The sequence below is a fragment of the Pseudomonas sp. GW821-FHT02H06 genome (genome assembly GCF_059421525.1).
Genome location: NZ_JBWKVD010000001.1, coordinates 374237 through 388984 on the forward strand (window position 1 = coordinate 374237; position 14748 = coordinate 388984).

At 48.3% G+C, this 14748-nt stretch carries 13 protein-coding genes; 9 read left to right on the forward strand and 4 right to left on the reverse strand.

Going from position 1 to position 14748, the window contains the following annotated elements; all coding sequences use genetic code 11:
- The first annotated feature begins 171 nt into the window (after window positions 1-171).
- The gene (locus tag AC07VF_RS01795) at window positions 172-1176 is read left to right on the forward strand and encodes a PIN domain-containing protein (protein WP_495008741.1); all 1005 of its coding nucleotides are present in this window, start codon (window positions 172-174) and stop codon (window positions 1174-1176) included.
- Window positions 1177-1300: 124 nt separating this feature from the next.
- On the opposite strand, the gene AC07VF_RS01800 is transcribed toward AC07VF_RS01795, so the two are convergent.
- On the reverse strand, window positions 1301-2149 hold the full coding sequence (locus tag AC07VF_RS01800) for a hypothetical protein (protein ID WP_495008740.1): 849 nt from the start codon (window positions 2147-2149) through the stop codon (window positions 1301-1303).
- 464 nt (window positions 2150-2613) lie between these two features.
- On the opposite strand from AC07VF_RS01800, the gene AC07VF_RS01805 reads away from it, so the two are divergent.
- The 3 genes from AC07VF_RS01805 (at window position 2614) to AC07VF_RS01815 (ending at window position 4158) form a co-directional block, all read left to right on the forward strand.
- On the forward strand, window positions 2614-2778 hold the full coding sequence (locus AC07VF_RS01805) for a hypothetical protein (RefSeq protein WP_495008739.1): 165 nt from the start codon (window positions 2614-2616) through the stop codon (window positions 2776-2778).
- 41 nt (window positions 2779-2819) lie between these two features.
- A complete protein-coding gene (locus AC07VF_RS01810) occupies window positions 2820-3131 on the forward strand; it encodes a helix-turn-helix transcriptional regulator (RefSeq protein WP_495008738.1) in 312 nt (103 codons plus the stop codon).
- A gap of 64 nt (window positions 3132-3195) precedes the next feature.
- Window positions 3196-4158: a reverse transcriptase family protein gene (locus tag AC07VF_RS01815; RefSeq protein WP_495008737.1), complete on the forward strand. Its 963-nt coding sequence runs from the start codon at window positions 3196-3198 to the stop codon at window positions 4156-4158.
- A 94-nt stretch (window positions 4159-4252) separates the two neighbouring features.
- Here the strand turns inward: AC07VF_RS01815 and AC07VF_RS01820 are convergent, their stop codons facing one another.
- The 3 genes from AC07VF_RS01820 to AC07VF_RS01830 all read right to left on the reverse strand — a co-directional run bounded on the left by AC07VF_RS01820 (window position 4253) and on the right by AC07VF_RS01830 (window position 8090).
- Window positions 4253-4822 carry a hypothetical protein gene (locus AC07VF_RS01820; RefSeq protein ID WP_495008736.1) on the reverse strand — a complete coding sequence of 190 codons (570 nt, stop codon included), beginning with the start codon at window positions 4820-4822 and terminating at the stop codon, window positions 4253-4255.
- Between the two features lie 434 nt (window positions 4823-5256).
- Entirely contained in the window at window positions 5257-5529 is a 273-nt protein-coding gene (locus AC07VF_RS01825; protein ID WP_495008735.1) for an SOS response-associated peptidase family protein, read from the reverse strand.
- Between the two features lie 404 nt (window positions 5530-5933).
- Entirely contained in the window at window positions 5934-8090 is a 2157-nt protein-coding gene (locus tag AC07VF_RS01830) for an AAA family ATPase (protein WP_495008734.1), read from the reverse strand.
- 700 nt (window positions 8091-8790) lie between these two features.
- Here AC07VF_RS01830 and AC07VF_RS01835 point away from each other — a divergent pair.
- The 5 genes from AC07VF_RS01835 (at window position 8791) to AC07VF_RS01855 (ending at window position 14650) form a co-directional block, all read left to right on the forward strand.
- Window positions 8791-9468 carry a DUF5710 domain-containing protein gene (locus tag AC07VF_RS01835; RefSeq protein ID WP_495008733.1) on the forward strand — a complete coding sequence of 226 codons (678 nt, stop codon included), beginning with the start codon at window positions 8791-8793 and terminating at the stop codon, window positions 9466-9468.
- An 87-nt stretch (window positions 9469-9555) separates the two neighbouring features.
- On the forward strand, window positions 9556-12171 hold the full coding sequence (locus AC07VF_RS01840) for an NERD domain-containing protein/DEAD/DEAH box helicase (protein ID WP_495008732.1): 2616 nt from the start codon (window positions 9556-9558) through the stop codon (window positions 12169-12171).
- A 129-nt stretch (window positions 12172-12300) separates the two neighbouring features.
- On the forward strand, window positions 12301-12507 hold the full coding sequence (locus AC07VF_RS01845; RefSeq protein WP_495008731.1) for a hypothetical protein: 207 nt from the start codon (window positions 12301-12303) through the stop codon (window positions 12505-12507).
- 246 nt (window positions 12508-12753) lie between these two features.
- Window positions 12754-13713, forward strand: a complete 960-nt coding sequence (locus AC07VF_RS01850; RefSeq protein WP_495008730.1) for a hypothetical protein — start codon at window positions 12754-12756, stop codon at window positions 13711-13713.
- Window positions 13714-14065: 352 nt separating this feature from the next.
- A complete protein-coding gene (locus tag AC07VF_RS01855; protein ID WP_495008729.1) occupies window positions 14066-14650 on the forward strand; it encodes a Panacea domain-containing protein in 585 nt (194 codons plus the stop codon).
- The last annotated feature ends 98 nt before the right edge of the window (window positions 14651-14748 follow it).

A 14748-nucleotide genomic window follows, 5' to 3' on the forward strand; every position in this document is an offset into this window, starting at 1 on the left:
AGATCCCGCAGCACCTTGCTGGAGCGTCCGGCTTCGTCCTTTCCACCCAGGGCAAAGCTCCCGGTAGGAGCAATGGACATTTCTAAGGCTAAGTGATGCCGCGATTGATAAAACAAGCTTTTAATTCGTAACATCCTGACAGTTAACCATCAGCGCCAAGGAGCTAGGGCAGTGGAGCTACAGTCACGAATCGTATTCATCGATACCAATATCTACATCTCGAAAAACTATCAATTTTTAACCCACGCATTGGGCTCACTCAAACAGCTCCGAGAAGCAGATGAGATACGTATTCTCATCCCCGACGCTACCGATAGGGAAGTTAGGTCCCATATCCGCGCGGAATCAGTCGCCACTGCCGCAGCCCTCAAAAAGGTTAAAAAAGAAGCGATGCTGCTTCGAAACCTACCTGATGTACCTGCACACGGGATTTTTACCGACATTTCTGCGGAGGAAATCGAGGAAAGGCTATTACAAAATTGGAAATTATTCATAACGGGCGAAGGAATTGAGCAAATCAGCGTTGACGGTATTGCGCCCGGCAGGGTGTTCGAACGTTATTTTTCAGTAACACCGCCCTTCGCCACCGGGGCAAAAGAGAAGGAATTTGCAGACGCTTTTGTGTTAGAAAGACTAGCCGACTTCTCAGTTGAAAGAACCCACTCAATCCATGTAATTAGCAACGATGCGGACATGGAGAAGTATTGCGCCGACAACCCGAGATTAGTATTCAGCAAATCCATCGATGAATTCATTAGCGCAGTAAACCTCAGAGTTTCTGTAGAACCATCTGCATTTGCAACTGAAGCGCTGAACAAAGTAGCCGACGAGATTTTGGACTATGTCGAGCGATATCTGCCTGAGGCAGATTACGAAATACGCTCCGTAGACTGGACTGCGGAAATTGAAAACATAGATATTCAAGAGTTAAAACTCTCAAGCTCCAACCTTATTTCTGTTGATGATGAACAATGCGAATACGAATTAGAGTACACAGCCATAATCGAGACAACTGAAAGCATCAAAGATTATGACAGAAGCCCATTTGATCACGAGGACAACAGCTATCCTTTTGTGCTGGAATCAGAGGCTATTCGAAAATTTGAGCTGCCGATCTCTGTAGAAGCCAGATTATTCTACGAGGACAACTACTTAACAGCGTTAGCTTCGATGTAGATCTGCCATATGGAATTTTGCTCAAAAACCCTATAGAAGAAACTAGACGCGAACTCGATATTAATGGCGACTGATTAAGGTACGGCCTGCGCGCCGCCAGCTCAGCGGCGCCAGGATTTGAAATTTACGTCCTAAGTGTCCGAATCCTTGCGGCCAAATCCACCTCAAGCTGCGCTATCCCTTGGTCATTTGCGAGATACCTGATATGCCGTAGGTGTGCAATATCGAATGGGATGTCAGCGGCGTTTTGGGTAATAATGATCACTTCCTTACCGTAGGAATGAGCGATCCCCATCTCATAGAAAACGTTGGCATTCTTGCCGGTGCAATCGCAAATGACTATCGCGGCTTCGTCAATCAAAGCAACAACATCTTGGATAATCGCCGGGTGGTCCCATCTGTTGTCGGCCCGCCCACTGTCCATCCCATTCGCTGTGGCAGCTCGTTGAATGGCATCCCAGACAGGCCCAAACCCCGCGAAAGGCATCATTGCAGAGAGTAAATTAGGGCGAACACGCTGAGGCGTTGCTAGCTCGAAAACAGTAGGCTGCCGAATGGGGCGTCGCCACTCCGTCAACAAGACTTTGAACAAATCGGCGTCCTTGATCGCCCAATGACTGTGTTCAAACGGGCCAAATCCCTTACGCGGGACCTGGATCCCTAAAGCGGGAGCAAGCGCCATCAGATCATCCAGAGGAATCGGGGGGATATCGGGGTCGTAGCGATACTCGACCACAACATTGCTGCCCTGCAATCGCGTGCTGGTAATCTCCCCTACACGAGCAACTTGATCAGGCTCAAACCTAGAGTTTTCCGGGGAAAAAACAGCAGGCAATCGCCTCATCAGATCAAAATTGGGCAGATCCCCAGTCTTCCACTGTGGCCCTAGAGCCGCATCAACATAGACACGTCCTAGAGAAAGCTCGTCGCGCCGACCGCTCCAGCCGTTTGCCATTACTAGCAAATTGAACATAGATCGCCTCCTTGCCCTGAGATCACCCATTTAAAAGCCTTGCCGTCCCACGTTGCAACCAAATTCAACCGAAGCCTTCTGATTGGCGTTGAAGCCGTTTTCCCGAGCAACCGCAAGGTGTGTGGCAGCCGCGCTTACAGGTGCTAGGCCACCCTCCTTATAGAAATATTTTCGCTAATAGCGAATTTATTTTGACATCTCTCTCGATCAGGCATAGCCTGCATATGCGGTAGGGAGATTTACTCGCAGTTGTGGGGGCTTCGGCCCTGTGGGGGTTCGCCTCTAACCCTTCCCCACGCGCGCCGAGGCCTCAGCACCACTGGCCACCGGGCCGCGAAGGGATACTGCTTCCGCGCGAGACGGAAGCAGGTGCTCAGAAGGGGGGAAAAGTGTTGCTTGCTCCAGCTTTCAATCCAGTTGCACGCGAGACCTCTCAATTCAGAGAGGGCAACGAGGATAAAAAAATGAAAACTGATAAACCCGCCAAGCGACGCTCGACAGTGAAGAAACGACGTAAGTTGAAATGGCTAAAGGTGATTTTCGGTGCTGTACGTTGGATCGGGTTCGCGTTATCCCTGGTCGACAAGCACTGGCCCAAGCTCTCGGAAAGCTTACGTGATCTGCTCTAACTGTCTACCCCCGCTGTTGTCACTCGTAAAGGAGCCCTATGATGTTGAACCAGGCGCTGCGCTTGATTCGCACTTACCATGACTTGTCTCAGACCGAGCTTTGTAAAGAGCTTGGCATTTCAAACTCATATCTATCAGAGATTGAGTCAGGAAAAAAGCAGCCCACGATTGAGCTACTCACTAAATACAGCGATCACTTCGAGATACCGCTATCCTCCATACTTTTTTTCTCTGAAAATATGGATACCCCCAAACCTACCTCCAAGCTGCGAGCCAGCATTGCAAAAAAGGTCATAAACATTTTGGAATGGGTGGAAAATAAAAATGAGGCAAAAGCGAGAAAAGGTAGTTAAGCGCGAGCGTAAATCCTACGAAATTTGCCAAAGCGCATTATACAATACGTCGACGAAATCTAAGTTGGCGTCGCTGTTCTCGATTGGGATCCAAGAATTAAAAGAGTGTATTGGCGATTATCGCCAGTTCCAGCTTAAACCGGAGTCAGACCCCTTCAAGGCTGGCAAGCCACCCAAAATTCGGCAGGTGCAGAAGCCATCGCCTCGCCTATTAGTCATTCATGAGCGAATTTTGAAGCTTCTGCGCTGTGTGTGTGTTCCTGAATATATGCAATTCGCGCTAAAAGGTACATCCTATAAAATAAACGCCGAATCGCACCTTGGAAAAAACAGCGTCGCCACGCTGGACATTCGGAATTTTTTCGGCTCCACGTCAAAGTCAAAAGTATTCAACTTTTTCAAGGAAGCTCTCAAGGCACCAGGTGATGTCGCAAACTTGTACGCGGACTTGATCACGTTTGATAACTGCCTACCTACTGGCAGTCCGCTCAGCCCATTAATTTCATTCTATGCAAACAAAAGCCTTTTCGACAACATAAACAATATAGCAAAAGCCCACAATCTGACGTTTACCTGCTACGTGGACGATCTGACGTTCTCAGGTGACAAAATTAGTGACGGGTTTATGTGGCAAATTGAGCAGACTATTGCTGCACACGGACACGTTGTTGCTAGTGACAAAACCAAGGTATTTAAGAATGGGAGACCTGCCCACATCACTGGCGTTATTGTCCACGATGGCGTTATTCGAGTACCGAACGCTCGACACAGGAAGATGAGGTTAATTAAAGCCGCTATTACCAGCGGCAAAGGCACTCATGGCCTTTCAAAAAAGGAACTTGAGTACAAATTGGGAGGATTGCTTGGGGAAGCGGCATATCTCGATGCTACCCACCTTCCCGCAGCTATTGAATTTAACAGATCAGTTCAACGAGGTAGCCTAGTGGCTACCGAATATAAATCTAGCCGTCCCGAGACAAACAGCGAACAGCCATTCGATACCCCTGTTGACCTTCCGTGGGATTAGTTTAGGATCTAGCCAGCACAATCAGCGGAAAGCAATGACTTTGAGCCTAGAAAAACTTTTCTGGAGACACATCCTCACCGATTGAAACCATAGACTACTGGAGAATCATCCTTATATAGCTATTGATTTGATTTCGCGACATGTGTTGAGCATTGAATTCACAGTCGAGGAATTGCCCCTCATCAAAACCCTCATCATTTTCAAATCCAGAAAGCAGAAAACAATTACAATAGTTCTCATATAAATAATAGTGAAGCGAGCCAAAAAAATCCAAAAAATCAACATCATAAAAGCACTCTGAGATTCGCTTGGAATCATGATGCGTGGCTCGCTTGGTAGATCCATCAGAGTACAAAAATGAATTCTCCAGATAATTTAAAGCCGCCTGCTCAACATGCTTCAACTTAGATCCAGAAACACTGCTTTTACACTTAAAGGCGCAGAAAAGGTAATATCCTGGACTTTCTGAACTAGACGACCTAGTCGTGAGATTCCCCATAGTGATACCAACTTTGGCAAATCCACTATCTCTAGAATTAGCCCCTAAGTACAGCCACTTCTCCGTTGATTCAAAATCCTCTTTCGCCTCCTCGTGCATGATCTCCATTTTATAGCAAGCGGATGGATCCAGTTCTAATCCGTATTCCCTTCTAATTCTTTTCAAAACCTTCTCTCACTATGTGCTCACCGGTCGAAATACTTATCAGAGCAGATCGTTATCCGATATTATCCCGGCAACGATACCTCAACCGACTATCAGTGCTCTTTGAACTGCGCATGGACGATTTGCTCGCCTGCCTCTCCAACCGCTCTATCCACTTGCAGTCCATCCCATTTAAATTTCTGCATATCGGCGTTTCCGATTAAGAAAAACCTAACAATATGCATTTTATGTCCTTCTGGGATGGATCGTCGCTCGACCGGCCGAAAGCCATCACCCATCAGTCGGACAGAAAATACTACACATAGTTGAAGAAACGCAATAATGACTCTACAGGTGCTACTCAGCTCCCAGCACTGGATGCAGCGCTGGTAGGTAAAGTGCTAAGAATCCTGAAAGAAGTGCATGGCGATGGTGATTTTTATGAGCTTCGCACGTCACCAACGGCCTTTCCAACTGGATGCCGCTCGAATTCGGCTAGCGCACGACAAGTAACTACTGGCTAGATCCTCTGCGCGTCGCGGTGAGGTGCCCCACTCGCCCCACTCCCGAGCATGTTCAGGGCTCAACACAACTGACCTCCTGTCATGAATATCAAGCAGCCTTCCAACGGAGTCAGCCGTGATGATGACGAGGCCGTTTCTTTCGTTTCCTGGCAGGCTTGCACTCACCTCTGCCAACAAAGCGAACAGTAGAGGTTTTGTTAACAAGGGGGTAACGCTTCAGGACACTGTCCACCACCATATCGTCATAGGGGTGATGTTGATCATTGCCTTGGTTATCATACGGTTCTTCATCCGGCGCAGCGAAAAAAGCTTCGTAGCTCAATCCACTGCTGCACTTGAACGCGATTGGCTACGACTGCGTCAGTAACCGCCCCAGAGCTTCAACACCAGTAAAAGAGAGCTGCGAGCAAACCAAAACGCTTTCGGTACGGCACTACCATGCCTAAAGCACTCTATCAGGCACCACAGATACGTATGGCAGCCTTTCAACCAACCAACCAACATCCCTTGGCACCTTTTCAGCGCCTGCGCTGCCCTCAAACAGTGCTCGAATATAGGCTGGACTGGCACTCGATCAGGACTCGTGCGAGTGCCCGGTCAGGGCAGATTTACTTGCTCATCGCTTGATAGTGTTCAGCATATCCACATTCCTCAAAGATCAGCCTGAGGCCGTCCTTAAACACGTCATGATCAAATTCCTTTATGTCAAAAATATTTTGACCCAATGAATGAGACTCTCGATTCATGTACCTGTAGAACGTCGCAAATCTATCAGTCGACAAGGCTGGCTTCTGGAAAACATTGTTAAAATCCTTCTTCTGAACAAAATTGAAGAAATACTCGACAATGTTTCGCATACAGTTCGCAATCAGCGCGGGTGGCGAGGCTTGATCTTTTATGATTGACCAGTATGATTGGTAATCGTTCTGAATCTCCTCGTATTTCATAGGAACTACGGAGCTTCCATTTTTGTTTTTGAAAACCCTATACAGATGCTGAGTCTTCGCACGATTTTCTTTATTGGTGTGCGTTAACTCATAAAAAAAATACAAGCTGTGAGTCAACACGAAGACTTGCTTGTAGAGATTATCATTGATGAAATACTTTTTGATCAGCTGGCCGATATTGAACACATAGAGGTGAGAAAGGCTGGAAATTGGATCATCAATCACTACGACTTTGGCTTGAGGCACGGCCGTAGCTGTCTTCTGCCCTTTGCAAAGCTCCATAAAGTACAGAAAGCTAATGACCGTTTTCTCACCCTCGCTAAGCGAGTGGAACGCATTCGCCTGATCAGTTGCTCTCGAAACCCGGTAGAAATCATCGCCATATGGCACCACAGAAAAGCCATCGATGCCAATTTCTACCAGCCCAGCATTAATGTTCTCAATGGATTCTTCGATATTAACCGTCTGTTTCCGGAGAGCGGCAAGTTTATTATTTGAAGCCGCCACCTCAGCATTTATCTGAATGCCATGTTGGCTGATTTCTTTAGCCTTAGTGTAAAGCTCAGAAGCTGACTGCGAGTAAGCAGAAATTGTCTGGTCATAATCCCAACGCATCAGAGCCCAAAAGCGCGACCTGATGTCATCCAGGGTCTTTTTCTTGTTCGCCAGTTTGGTGTTATGGGTATCGATCAGTTCGTTCAGACCGCCGATCAATTCGTTGATCGTGTTGAAGGCAGGCTGAGTGTCTGTGAGGACAACCGGCGTGCTTGGGCTTTTGAGCTTGTTGCCGATGAGAAGGACGTTCTCGCGGATTGACGCTTTCAGAGCTTCGCATGCGATGCTCCACGCATCCACAAGCTCCTTGCTGGCAAGCGGTGAGTTCGAAATATCCTGAAAATTCAGGCTTGAGGTTTGCGTTTCGTACCGTGTCTTGTATGACTCCAGCTGGTTAACATCCAGTTCATAGGCCTCATCGAACACTTGCCGGATCGAGTCGACGACTTTTTGAGTAATCGTCTCCTGCTGACAGAACGGGCAAGCTTGAGGGTCCTGATCATCTTCAATGTACTGAAGCCCTTGCTTTACCCAATCAGAATTCCCTGCCTTGGAAATGAACTGAGCAACTGAACCCTCCTGGCTACCAACGATGATTTTGGCCCAGAGCGAATCCCCTTCAATTCCAAACCAGCCAGCCGAAAGGGTTGGGATTCTCGCAAACGGTGCTGCACCCTCACCCTCGATTGACGAAGCCTCGACCTTCAAATCATCAGCCGTATAACCAGGTGCGGCCTCCGGTAGCGGCAGAGCATTAATATGCTGAAATAGAAGTTCTGTCTTTTTCAAGCCATCTAAACAAAACTCCAGAACACGGTCACCACCTGCGAAATTCGTTTTAATCTCCCAGATCTTACTGCTTGCCTTGGACTTTTCCTGGTCGAGCGCGGTGGTATTTTGAGCCGAAAGTTCTGAATTGGCTTGCTGAGTGGCCAGATGTTTCTCCAGCTCTTTGGTTTCAGCATCTATTTGCTGAAGTGCAACCTTATTCTCTTTCGAGAGGGTGAAAATTCCTTTTAAATTATCCTCCTCGTAAAAGTAGTCATTCAGGAAGCTTTGGTTATAGACCAATACTTCACATGGCTGACTAGTTTTCAGGCTGCATTTAGCGAACCTAGGATCAGCGTGATTGTACAAAAACTCAGAGATGGTGCTCTTTCCTGCACCGTTCAGCCCGTAAATGAGGGACGTTTTGTTGGTAGGTGAAAGGGTAGATTTTGAATTGTAGCTGGTAACGCCATCGATGTTCAATTCCGTGATCACGCGCGTGACTCCTGAGTGCTAAGTGGCTTTGCGCCATCTTTGTTGGCAACACAAGCATAGGCGAGCAGAGCAACACCTGCCAGTTGACCTTAAGGTCCTCCGAACGACTCTGCCTCGCGCCTGCTGACCCTGGGATTTAAAGGGGCTGGGCAGCTCAAGCCGACTTGTTGGGGCCATCCAAAGGATGCAAAGAGCAGCTCCGAAGCTTCGGAGCTTCTGCGTCAGTGCAGGTCAGGCTCGCGGCGAGTAAGGACGCCCTGAGATGACCTAGGCGTGATCTGTCAGCGATTCAAACACGATAAAGGAACGACACGCGGGGTTCTCCCCGGCTCGGAACAGGATGAAATCGTAAAGCTATTTTTCCGTTAACCTGGGAAGTTAACGATAAAATGGGTTAACGATGCCTGTGCTGAGCAGCCCAGCGACCGCTAAGAAGCTTTGCTCAGATATCCGGGGGCCTTGGCCATGAGCCTTAGGAATCCCCCAAGCCCCCCACTGGCCACTTTCCGCGCAGCGGGCTTGAAGGCCTGATTGAAAACCATGCACCACCCTCGCCTACCGCCATTACCTGCCCATCCTCTGGCACCGCATGCCCTCTACCTACAAAATGATTTTCTGGGATACTGAGCCTTCAGGTCACACCAGAGGCTCTGGCATGGGCTTCTGCGATTACTCATGAGCAACACGTATGGATACAGGAATGGAAAGAATCGATTTCTCTGTCCCATTCTTAGAGAAGGATGAGGCGAAATCACTCGGTGCCCGGTGGGATCCGTCCCAGAAGATCTGGTACATCCCCGAAGGCGTAGAGATCGGCCCGTTGACCCGATGGCTGCCAGTCACCCAAGAAGCCGACCTGGAGCACGGTCCAGAATTCTACATAAGAGCGCCCTATTACTACGTCATCGAGTCGATTTCGAGCTGCTGGGGCTGCTCGAACCTGACCCGCGTTTTCTCGTTCAAGCTGCCCGAGCGACACGAGGAGTTCGACTACTACATCGATGAGGACGAAGATTTCGCACTCACCAGCAATCTCGGAGAGTGGAAGCTTCGCGGACATCGCGGAACGGTCTCAAACGTCGAAACCCTATCCCCTTTGGTGACGAAGCAGATCCAGCGCTTTACTGGCAAATTCAAATTGGCATACAGCAAAACAGTAAGCCGCCGCTACTGGATGAACCATTGCGAGAACTGCGGTGCAAAACTCGGGGATTTCTTCATGCACAGCGAGCCTGGCGGGGCCTTCTTCCCGACCGCCCCTCACGAAGCTCAGCGAATGACGCTGATCAAAATCAATGAGCGGTTCAACGCGAACTGTAGCGTTGGCTACTCCACTGATGAGTTCTTCGATTGGATGCAAGTGCGCGAACAACCCTAATTACCCAATCAAAACCCGCACTGGCCGACGACTTGACGAGATTCAGGTCCAACTGCGGCTTTGAGCTTAATCTGTAGAAGGCGCTGTATGGCAAGGATGATCCCGGATAACGGACCTCGTGGCACCGAGAGCAAAGGTGAGCGAGATCTTTACACCACCCTCAAAGCGGAGTTACCGGACGACTACGTTGTCATTCATAGCCTTCCATGGCTCTCCTCCGCAGTGAGAAAAGTCGATCCTCGGGCAAAACCAACCGGTGAGATTGACTTCTTGATCATCCATCCGGAGAAAGGGCTGCTCGTGCTCGAAGTGAAGAGCGGCAGATACGGCGTTAAAAATAACGAGTTCGTGCATCTCAAGAATCACTACTCGATAGATCCCATCGGTCAGACTCGCAACAACGTGCATGGAATCGCCAGATGGTTAGGGTCGGATCCGGCACTGTACCTCCGGATCGGATACGGATTTATTTTCCCGGACTCCGATTTCGCAGGCAAGGCAATCGCGCCAGGCATGTACGACACGACATCTGGTCCCCAACAACCGCTCTACATCGACTATCGCGAAATGCCGAACGTTACGCAGCGGATCATCGCCTTGATGGATTACTGGAAAGTCGCCTTGGGTAATTCGGATTTGGGGGAGTCTCGCGCCGCTCGCGTCATTGAATACCTCACGCCAGAAATCGACGGCAGGCGGTGCTGGGCGAGCCGCATCATCTTCGACAACAAACAGTGGCTCCAACTGACCGGAGAGCAGAGCACAGTTGTAACCAGGGTGCTGAATAGCCAAACCTTGCTGGTGACCGGCTGGCCCGGAACCGGGAAAACGCTAATCGTGATCGAAACTGCACGGCGACTAGCCGCCCAGAAGCAAAAGGTGCTGGTGGTTTCGTTCAACAACAAGCTCACGGAGTATGTACGCACCCAGCTTGCTGATTCAAAAGGCTGCGATGTAGTGACCTGGCACGGTCTATGTGGCCAGGCGCGCCACGCTTTAAGCCGCACCAGCGAGCCAGGCAAAGAAGACGACTGGTACAGGCAGCAATGCGTGCTCGATCTTAACGACGCTATTGAGCAAGGTCGTATGGCCGCTTACAGCGCCCTGCTTGTCGACGAGTCTCAAGCCCTCCTCCCATCCTGGTGCGAAACCCTTACCAAGTGGTTCCAAGATAAGCCCAAGGCGTTTTTCTGTGACGAGACGCAGGTCTTTCCGTACGAGCGTGACAACATCCCGTTGAAAGGCCTCAGCGAGCTACTTGGCGTTGATCCGTTCCCACTTACCATCATTATGCGGATGCCAAAGGCAGTCACCAGCATTCTCGAAGAGGCGGTGCCACCCAAACTCCAACATTCGACCCCACGGGTATTGGAGCAGGACACTGCTGTCGAGATAATTACCGCAGATCCATGCCTGGAAATATCTCAGATCAGGAACAAACTGATTGATAGCGGGGTGCGCCCTGAGGATATTGTAATATTGATCCCTAGGTTCCTTTCAGGGGCGTACGTTGAGTATCTGCTAAGAGAAAACCCTCGCTGGGAAAGGATCACAAAATTTCGTGGCTTGGAAGCGCCTATTGTCCTGATCCTTGGCGCGGAGCTGCTTGATACTGCTGAGTTATTTAGCGCCTACTCTCGGGCCACTTCAAAATGCATAGCCTTCTACGACGCCCTCAACAACAATTGGTCCAGCGATGAGGTCTTTAGGACCCGGCTAAAAAGCGTTCCTGAGAACCTACAAATTCTGGAGGAGGAGCAGGAAAAACTGTTTATCCATAACAGAATCGCGCTCACCACAGAAAGAATGCAATTCAGTTGCGCCAGCATTAATATCTCTTGGGCCACATCTTGGCAAGCCTGGCTCATTGAAATTAACGACAACCAGTCCATTGTGGAAATGTGGATCGCTCATTTGGTGCACAACCTAGCTCAGCCCATTTTTTATTGGCTGAAAGGCTCAAAAACCTACCTACACCTAGCTCAGATTGATTCATTATCGCCAGACCCTATAGATTCTCAAAATTCTTATCTGACAAAGACGCAAGACTTTCATGCATGCAAGAAATGCGACGCTTTAACACCGCACTCTTTCGATAGCAGGCGTAGCTGTGCACTTTGTGAAACAAAAGCAGATAGGTCGCCCTTTCCAGAGCAATCCATAGTAGATGAGATCAAACTGATGGATAGCGTCGTGTCCGGAGAGCTGGCGAAAGATCGCATCCGTGAACTGCAACCTGATCTGCCGCTAAACATTGCCGCCGCCGCTGCGCTATACCGTGCCGAACGGAACAAGAAACGCTCAAACGTGCTAAAAGTTCAGCTTCCTGGCGGACGTAGATTCTACTTGATCGCGTATATTTTCGCTCAGGTAAGAATTGCCACCGCCAAACCCGGAGCAGTGATGGAGGCTAACGCACTCGCGGATGAACTCTATGATCGCTTCAACGGGCTCAAATCCATCTCTTCAACCGAGTGGAGGAAATTTTTCGCTAATGCGATGGGCACGTTCTATTCGAAAGGCTACATGAAGAAGATCAGAAAAGGCTTTTACTCGCCAGTGGAGGACGACGAGGCCCCTGTGCCGTGGAGCAACCAGTCAGACGGGAGCGATACGACCACTGGAGAAAAGGGTATAGGCAAGGGCGTTGCAGGCAGCGATCAAATCGAACCAGGCCCTACGAGCATTGTGGAGGGAGGATGAGCGCGTCGAGGCGTATGCCATGCTGGATATGGCGCCCCCCTGGAAAACTTCGACTTGGCCCAAGCCAATGTCGCTTCAGTTCCCATTATCATCAGATACTACTTACACCTAATAACTGGATGAACATCAATGGAAAATTCTGAAACACAATACAGCGCGTCTGCCAGCTACAAAAACAACTCATTGTTCACCGTGCTGCCAGAAATGGCAGACCTTGAGGGTCTGACTTCCTTTTCCAATCCCGCTGAAACCAAGGATGTTTCAAATGCTCTAGGATTACACATACACGAATACATCCACCAACTGCACAACATCTCAACTACAGCTGGTATATAATTATTAAAAAACAGGCTAGTTGCGCTACAGATCTTCGCCACAGGCACAGATGACAATGGCCACTACATTCGACAGGGGCAGTCTTACAAGCATATAGATAAAAGTGCCCTTAACAACATAGAAACGGACTATTCCACAATACTGGGAAACGTTGATAAAATCAACCAAGAAGGATTTCTTACTGACTTCACTTTCGAAACAATTGAATCCCGAGAAGAAAGTGATAACCCAAGCGATCCTTACAACATGCTAGGGATAGACATCAACTATAAATTAGGTGGAAACCCTCAAAGCAAGAAAATAGAAAATATCGGGTATAACATCATTACTGAGGGCATAGCCTACGAAATAGAAATGCACGTTCGTAACACCATTTCGGGCGAAAGCGGCAAAGCCCTAGAGTATGCCACCCCGCCTCTACCATATAGGTTTTATCGCCCAATCATAGAGCACCTGGTGGGCAGGCGCTGCTCTCTAGTCGAGCTGATCGAGGTCGGGACACTTGCACTTCAAAACAAAATTCCATCTTGGGGGCTTAAAGCAGCAACACTTGCACTGAAGAATGGTAGAAACCTTTTTGATGCATTCGCATCCCAGATGACAGTAGAGAATAGAAATGTGCTATCAGGATACAAAGACACTGTCAATTTACTCCTGACCAATGTATTCAAAGGATCAGCAGTCAATGAAGGTTTAAGAGTGTTAGACCGCATTGTCACTGACACCATAAAAAAAAGGGAAAAAAGCCCTTTCTTAGAAATTTTATTCACACAAGAAATTAAAATACCAGAAGACTTTCTGAGAATAGTCTACAGCGAAGACCTCCCAACTAGATGTATTATCCAAAAAAAGCATGATGACAATGCTCAATTAATTTGGATAGGGAAAAATGTTGATGAACTTTCTGAAACAGCAATCGGAGCAATGTCAACACTTCAATGCGCCATACAGTATTCTCATCTCCACCTAACAAAATCGGCCAGTTTTAACAACACCAGCAAACTAGCATACAGCCCTCACGATTTGAGCTGCCCGTACCTTGGTGTGTGCCCACTCAAGTCAGAGAGAGACAATCCTGACCTTTGCTCCACAGCACCATGGATGCACGATCTAGGAAATGAAAGAAAAGAGGTCTGTTGGTATGTTAATGGAGTGAAGTCACTTAGAAACCCTAACTTCCGCCAGTATGATCAAGCATACGATTAATGGCGATATTTTATCAGTAAAGGGGCTTGGCGCGTCCTGACTGCTACATCCTCAGAGGGAGATACTTTAGATTCCGAGCAGGCAGCACGCCCCCCTACCGAAAACCGTTCGATTAGCGCTTACGTTAAGTCTTAGGATCTTTGTCTGAAAATTACTGCACTCAATAACATTGCGACCTTTGGTATAATTTTTCTCCATAATTTAAGCAAACAACAGCTTACCTATCCACCATATTTAACTAATGATAACTACATATTAAAAATCAGAAAATCCCACAATAGACCCTTTTCTTGGAGCGCATGCATTTACTAAAATTTCGTCTTTTGGTATACTCTCATGCAGGGGTGAAACTATGCACACTGAAAAAACCATACAGCTAATGCGCTTTTTTGCCGAGAAGAACGGCGGAACTGTTTCCGACGTAAAGCTCATGAAGCTTCTTTATTTTGCTGATCGCCTGTCCATCGAAGAAACAGGCTACCCGATGACTTATGACGATTATTTCTCCATGAACCGGGGGCCGGTTCTTAGTGGTGCTAAAAATCTGATCGACAACCACAGCAACCCGCAATATTGCAGTATCTTCGACAAGGCCAAATCAGGAAAAAGCCCGCAAGGCTTTCCTTTGAGCAATGTTTCGCTCCTATCGTCTGGAAGTGATGTTGCCGATCCAGACAACGTAGATTTCGATTTGTTTTCGCTCCAAGATCGACAGATAGTAGATTCAGTCTATTCAAAGCTTGGCGCTATGGACGATGACGAGATAGTTCAGCACGCCCATTCCTCTAGCGTTTGCCCTGAGTGGAAATGGCCGAGCGGCAGCCGACTGCCCATCACGATTGAAAATATTCTTGAAAAACTCGGTTACGATTCGGAAGAAGCTAATTCGCATGCAGCAGACATCAAGTACTTCAAGGACGTTGTCTTTAAATCGTAGCACAACTCCATGCCCACCTGGGCCATCTGAAACTCCACGCGAATCCCTCAGGGGAAGAGTCTTCAAATGGGATGAGGGAAGCGGAATCGCTCATAATT

Coding starts and splice junctions, on each gene's coding strand:
- AC07VF_RS01800 (WP_495008740.1), bottom strand. CDS start 2,149: ATGTTCAATTTGCTAGTAATGGCAAACGGCTGGAGCGGTCGGCGCGAC.
- AC07VF_RS01805 (WP_495008739.1), top strand. CDS start 2,614: ATGAAAACTGATAAACCCGCCAAGCGACGCTCGACAGTGAAGAAACGA.
- AC07VF_RS01810 (WP_495008738.1), top strand. CDS start 2,820: ATGTTGAACCAGGCGCTGCGCTTGATTCGCACTTACCATGACTTGTCT.
- AC07VF_RS01835 (WP_495008733.1), top strand. CDS start 8,791: ATGGAAAGAATCGATTTCTCTGTCCCATTCTTAGAGAAGGATGAGGCG.
- AC07VF_RS01840 (WP_495008732.1), top strand. CDS start 9,556: ATGGCAAGGATGATCCCGGATAACGGACCTCGTGGCACCGAGAGCAAA.
- AC07VF_RS01845 (WP_495008731.1), top strand. CDS start 12,301: ATGGAAAATTCTGAAACACAATACAGCGCGTCTGCCAGCTACAAAAAC.
- AC07VF_RS01850 (WP_495008730.1), top strand. CDS start 12,754: ATGCTAGGGATAGACATCAACTATAAATTAGGTGGAAACCCTCAAAGC.
- AC07VF_RS01855 (WP_495008729.1), top strand. CDS start 14,066: ATGCACACTGAAAAAACCATACAGCTAATGCGCTTTTTTGCCGAGAAG.